Raw genomic sequence first — 5,785 nt, 5'->3', positions numbered from 1 at the left:
GTGCCCGCGTCAATCACGATCGCGCCATCTTGCGGCAACTCGGCCAGCGCCGCCTTGGCGATACGCTCCTTCTCCGCCGTCATCACCTCATCGCGCGTCGCGAGGGCGGGCTCGAAACCGAGGCGCTCGACCGGGATCGCCCCGCCGTGTACGCGCCGCAGCACCCCCGAACGCTCCAACGCGGTCAGGTCCCGGCGGATCGTTTCAGTCGTGACGCCGAACCGTTCCGCCAGGGTCACCACGTCGACCCGCCCGGCGGCCCGGGCCTCACACAGGATCTCCTGCTGCCGTTCCTCGGCGTACATCCTGTTGGTTCACCGCCGTTTCAATGTTGTTTTATATGTCTTTATACCCGAGTATGTTGCATGTCAAGGGTCGATGAGAACCGCTCTGTCGTGAGTTTCATGAACCTGTGACCTCCACGCACCGGCTCATGATCATGCTGGGCGTCTGTCGAAGAACTGCCCGCCCTCGCGCTCCCGCATTTCGTCCGCGTCACAGGTGGGACGGTGCGCATCCGGACACGGGGTCGCGAACCGTCAGCGGTACGCCCACGGTCGAGGTGCACCGCACAGAACCGACCGAACCAGAAGACCCACCACGTTTTCCCGGCTCATCGCCGCGCCACCACGAACTGCCTGCCGATCATTGCCATCCTCCGGAGAACGTCGTTGACGGTGGGAGCCGACGACCTCTGACGCGTTCACCGCACCGAAGCGGCCGATCCTGCCGCTTCGGTGATGTCGGTGCTGGTCGGAGCCACACCACGTCAACGCGTCGTAAGTACTTCCGCGATTGCCGTCTTGATCCCGTAGCGATCGCGCTCATGCTCCCCGCTCGGCTCTAGCGTCGCTGGTGTAGGAGTTCTCACCAGGAGGAAGCATGTTGTACGTCCCGGTCCGTCAAGGCGCGTTCAGCACATCGCTGCGCCTGTTCAGGACTGCTGCGGGGAAGCGGACGGCGGTCGCCTTCACCTCACCGATGCGCCTGGCCAAGGTGCTCGGCTCCGATCAGCACTGGGTACGGCTCAGCGAGCCCGCGCTCAGGAGCATGCTCAAGGAACTGGACAGCATCGGCATCGTGATCGACCCCGCAGGGACGATGGCCCGGCACTCCGCCAAGACCGCATGATGTGCGTCATCGAGGCGATCGCACGGGGAGCGAGGACCAGCGGTTCGGCCTGTCGATCGCGGCGGGCGGTGCCGCGGCCCGGGTGCCGGCGCGGGGCTCGCCGGAGCTCGCCGGCCTGATGCGCGGGGAAGTCGGCCTCTGATCGAATGCGAGAAGCGTGGACGGTCACTCGGCTGCCCGCGCTTCGTCGTTGCCGGTCAGGGATCCCGAAGCGCCGTGAGCAACTCCAAACCGGTGAGCGACCTGAAGCCGATCAGGCCTTGAAGCGGTACCCCATACCGGGCTCGGTGATCAGGTGGGCTGGATGCCCGGCGTCGCGTTCGAGTTTGCGCCGCAGCTGGGCCATGTACTGCCGTAGATAGTGGGTCTCCTTGACGTACTTGACCCCCCATACCTCGGTCAGCAGCTGCCGCTGGCTGACGAGCTTGCCCGGGTTGTGTAGCAGGATCTCCAGGATGTGCCATTCGGTCGGCGTCAGCCGTGCCCCGCCGGAGATCGTCTTGTTGGTCAGGTCCACCACGTGGTCGCCGATCGTGATGCTGGCCAGCTCCGCCTCCTGCGCGGACGTGCGGCGCGACACCGCGCGGATCCTGGCCAGCAGCTCGTCGATGCCGAACGGCTTGGTGACGTAGTCGTCGGCACCGGCGTCGAGGGCGTCGACCTTGTCCTGGTTGCCCGCCCTGCCGGACAGCACGATGATCGGGATCGAGGTCCAGCCGCGCAGCCCGTGAATGACGTCGACACCGTCGAGGTCGGGCAACCCGAGGTCGAGCACCACCAGGTCAGGGTGCCAGTCGGCCGCCTGGCGCAGGGCCGCGCCGCCGTCGGTGGCCACCGCCACCTCGTAGTTGCGGGCGATCAGGTTGATGCGGAGCGCCCGCAGGATCTGCGGTTCGTCGTCGACGACGAGAATGCGTGTCACGCGATCACCGCTCTGGATGAGATCGGCAGTGTCAAGATCATGGTGAGACCTCCCCCTGGTGTCTCTTCCGGTACGAGAGAGCCGCCCATCGCCTCGGTGAGCCCCCTGGAGAGCGCGAGGCCGAGACCGACCCCCGAATGGTTGTCACGATCGCCGAGCCGCTGGAACGGTCTGAAGACCTGGTCATGTGCTTCTGGCGGAATCCCTGGGCCGCGGTCGATCACCCGGATCTCCACGTGGTCGCCGTGCCAGCTGCCGGTGACCAGCACCTGCTCACCCGGTGGGCTGTAGCGGACGGCATTGGACATCAGGTTCACCAGCACCCGCTCCAGCAGGGCGGAGTCGGCGACCACCTCGGGCAGCTCGACGGAGATGTTCCCCTTGACGCGATCCCGGAGCGGGCCCAGGTCGTCCATCGCCCTGGGCACGACCTCCTCCAGGGCGACCGGCTGGAGGACGGGCCCGAGCACGCCCGCCTGCAGCCTGCTCATGTCAAGCAGGTTGTCCACCAGGCGATTCAGCTTGACCAGCGACTCGTCCGCCGTGGCGAGCAGTTCCTTCCTGTCCTCCGCGGACCAGTCGATCTCGGTGTTGCGCAGGCTCTCCACGGCGGCTCTGGCCGAGGCCAGCGGGGTGCGCAGGTCGTGGCTGACGGCGGCGAGCAGCGCGGTGCGCATCTTGTCCGCCTCGGCCAGCGGCCTGGCCCGCCCTGCTTCCTCCTCCAGCCGCTGCTGACGCAGCGCGACGGCGGTCTCCGCGGCGAACGCCTCAAGCACCCTGCGCTCGGAGGCGTCGAGCAGTCCCCCGCGCACCGCGAGCACCAGGTTCTCGTCGATCACCACATCGGTGTCGGCGATTCCGGGGCTGGTGCACGGCTCGCCCCCGGAGGTGGCCACGATCCGCCACGCCTCCGGCTCCGACTGATCGTCAGGGGTCGGCGGTCCCGTCCGCTCCAGAAGCGTGGCGGACACGAGCCCGAACGTCTCCTTGATCCGGGCGAGCAGCGACGGCAGGGCGGCCTCGCCACGCAGGACGTGACCGGCGAGCGTCGACAGGACCTCGGCGTCCGCACTGGCCCTGGCCGCCTCTCTGGTACGGCGGGCCGCCACGTCGACCACCAGGCTCACCATGATCGCGACCAGCACATAGACGACGAGCGCGAGCAGGTTCTCCGGGTCGTAGACCGTGAACTGGTCGACCGGCGGTGTGAAGTAGTAGTTCAGCAGCAGGAATCCGCCGATGGCCGCCGTCACCGCCGGCCACATGCCGCCCACCAGGGAGACGCCGACGACCATCAGCAGGAAGAGCAGGATCTCGCTCGGCAGCGCCGAATCGTCCCTGAACGGGAGCAGAGCCGCGGTCAGCGCGGGCATGCCGAGCACCGCCATCGCCCAGCCGATGACCCTGCGCTTGCGGGTCAGCGCGGCTCGCGAGCTCGCGTGGCGGCGGCCCTTCTTGACCTGCGCGTGGGTGATCATGTGGACGTCGATCGAGCCCGACAACGCGGTCGTCTCCACCCCGACGCCACGGGACAGGATCTGAGCGAACCTGCCCCGCCTGGACGCGCCGAGCACGAGCTGGGTGGCGTTCACCCCGCCGGCGAAGTCGAGCAGCGCGCGCGGGATGTCGTCGCCGACCACCTGGTGGTAGGTGCCGCCCATATCCTCCACGAGGGTGCGCTGGCGGGCCAGGCTGGCCGGATCGCCGCCGGTCAGGCCGTCCGCCCTGGTGACGTGGACGGCCAGCAGGTCGGCGCCTTTGCTGCGCGCCGCGATGCGGGCTGCGCGCCGTACCAGGGTGTCGCCTTCCGGGCCGCCGGTGAGCGCGACCACCACCCGCTCGCGTGCCTCCCAGGTTTCGGCGATGCCCTGCTCGGCCCGGTAGCGGTCGAGCTGGTCGTCGACTTTTCCCGCGACCCAGAGCAGGGCGAGTTCGCGCAGCGCGGTCAGGTTGCCGATCCTGAAGTAGTTGGACAGCGCGGCGTCCACCTTCTCCGGTGCGTAGATGTTGCCGTGCGCCATCCGCCTGCGCAGCGCCTCGGGCGACATGTCGACCAGCTCGACCTGGTCGGCCCGCCGTACCACCTCATCCGGTATGGTCTCCCGCTGCGGAATGCCGGTGATCTGCTGGACGACGTCGTTGACCGACTCCAGGTGCTGGATGTTGACGGTGGAGACGACATCGATGCCGGCGTCGAGGATCTCCTCGATCTCCTGCCAGCGCTTGGTGTTGCGCGAGCCTGGGATGTTGGTGTGCGCCAGCTCGTCGATCAGCGCCACCTTCGGCGCCCGCTCGATGACGGCATCGACGTCCAGCTCGGTGAAGTGGCTCCCCCGGTAGGCCAGCGTCCTGCGAGGGAGGACCTCCAGGCCGTCAAGCAGCTCGGCGGTGTGGGGGCGGTCGTGGGTTTCCACGAAACCCACGACCACGTCCCTGCCACGCTCCAGCGCCCTGCGTCCCTCGTTGAGCATCGCGAAGGTCTTACCGACTCCGGGAGCCGCCCCGAGGTAGACCCGTAGCCGCCCGCGTGGCACCGCGATCACTACTCCTTGTCGAGGGCCAGGTTGAGTTCGAGCACGTTGACCGCGGGCTCGCCCATGAAACCGAGGGCGCGCCCTGTGGTGTGCTCCTGGATGAGCGCCTTGACCCTGGCGAGGTCCGTTTTGCGCTCCTTGGCCACTCGCGGGGCCTGCAGGTCGGCGTAGGCCACCGAGATGTGCGGGTCGAGGCCCGAGGCGCTGGCCGTGACGGCATCGGCAGGCACCTCGACCTTCGTCACGCCGCCACGGATCGGGACGGTCTTTCCAGCGGCGTAGTCCTCGCCCGGCTTGCCGCACTCCACCTTCAGCCCCTTGTACTCGGCGATGAAGGGGGTATCGGGGCAGGCCTGGTTGACGCTGACCGCGCGGTCGGAGAAGACCTTCAGCACCGCGCCCACACCGTCACCGGTGCAGTAGGGCCTGGCGCCGCTGACGCCCTCCAGTTCCCCGACCGCCTTGGAGCGGGCGCAGACCTGGGTGAGCAGGCTCTGCCTGCCCTCGTCCGGGTTGCCCTCGTCGTCCTTCGCGCCGGGGACGGGAAGGACGTCCAGGACATCCTCGGGCCCCAGGTTGCTGGCGGCCGTCGACTGCATGTCGTACCCGTCGCCCGCGGCCGACGGGCGGCTCTGGAAGTAGGTCCTGACCGGGTTGCCGTCCTTGTCGGTGAAGTTCTGGCCGATGATGGCGCTGCCCACGTCCTTGCCGTCCTGCTGGACGATCGAGCCGTTGGCGTTGCCGTTGAACAGGGCCTGGGCCACGCCGGTGGTGACCAGCGGGTAGATCACGCCGAGGAGCACCGTGAGGACGGCGACCGCCCTGATGGCCGCGAGGTGCTGGCGGATCCAGCTAGGTAGGCGTTCCATTTATGACATCCCCGGAAGGAACTGGATGAGCAGGTCGATGATCTTGATACCGATGAACGGGGCGATGATGCCGCCCAGTCCGTAGACGTAGAGGTTGCGGCTGAGCAGCTTCGACGCGCTCGAAGGGCGGTAGCGAACACCTCTGAGCGCCAGCGGGATCAGCGCGATGATCACCAGGGCGTTGAAGACGACCGCGGACAGGATCGCCGACTGCGGGCTGGCCAGACGCATCACGTTCAGCGCGTCCAGGCCGGGATAGACCGCCGCGAACATCGCGGGAATGATCGCGAAGTACTTGGCGATGTCGTTGGCGATCGAGAACGTGGTCA

At 68.0% G+C, this 5,785-nt stretch carries 5 protein-coding genes and 1 pseudogene; 1 reads left to right on the top strand and 5 read right to left on the bottom strand.

What is annotated here, in order from left to right; genetic code table 11:
- Positions 1-305: DeoR/GlpR family DNA-binding transcription regulator (locus ABT061_RS48115; RefSeq protein ID WP_350930422.1), on the bottom strand; the 305-nt coding region annotated here is incomplete at its 3' end.
- Positions 306-882: 577 nt separating this feature from the next.
- Here ABT061_RS48115 and ABT061_RS48110 point away from each other — a divergent pair.
- Complete coding sequence (locus ABT061_RS48110) at positions 883-1,131, top strand: SAV_915 family protein (RefSeq protein ID WP_350930421.1); 249 nt, start codon at positions 883-885, stop codon at positions 1,129-1,131.
- A 253-nt stretch (positions 1,132-1,384) separates the two neighbouring features.
- Here the strand turns inward: ABT061_RS48110 and ABT061_RS48105 are convergent, their stop codons facing one another.
- From ABT061_RS48105 to ABT061_RS48090, 4 genes and pseudogenes are all read right to left on the bottom strand, one after another.
- Positions 1,385-2,053, bottom strand: a complete 669-nt coding sequence (locus tag ABT061_RS48105) for a response regulator (RefSeq protein WP_350930420.1) — start codon at positions 2,051-2,053, stop codon at positions 1,385-1,387.
- Positions 2,050-4,587 (bottom strand): DUF4118 domain-containing protein, encoded by a 2,538-nt coding sequence (locus tag ABT061_RS48100; RefSeq protein WP_350930423.1) that lies wholly within the window; start codon positions 4,585-4,587, stop codon positions 2,050-2,052. Before ABT061_RS48100 ends, ABT061_RS48105 begins: the two co-directional genes overlap by 4 nt.
- An 8-nt stretch (positions 4,588-4,595) precedes the next feature.
- A complete protein-coding gene (locus ABT061_RS48095; RefSeq protein WP_350930419.1) occupies positions 4,596-5,456 on the bottom strand; it encodes a potassium-transporting ATPase subunit C in 861 nt (286 codons plus the stop codon).
- A pseudogene (locus tag ABT061_RS48090) lies at positions 5,457-5,785 on the bottom strand (potassium-transporting ATPase subunit B); the annotation flags it as partial.

Source organism: Streptosporangium sp. NPDC002544 (assembly GCF_040295965.1).
Taxonomy (GTDB): Bacteria; Actinomycetota; Actinomycetes; order Streptosporangiales; family Streptosporangiaceae; genus Streptosporangium.
Note: the sequence above shows the minus strand (reverse complement) of the source record. Positions and strands in the feature narration are given on the sequence as shown.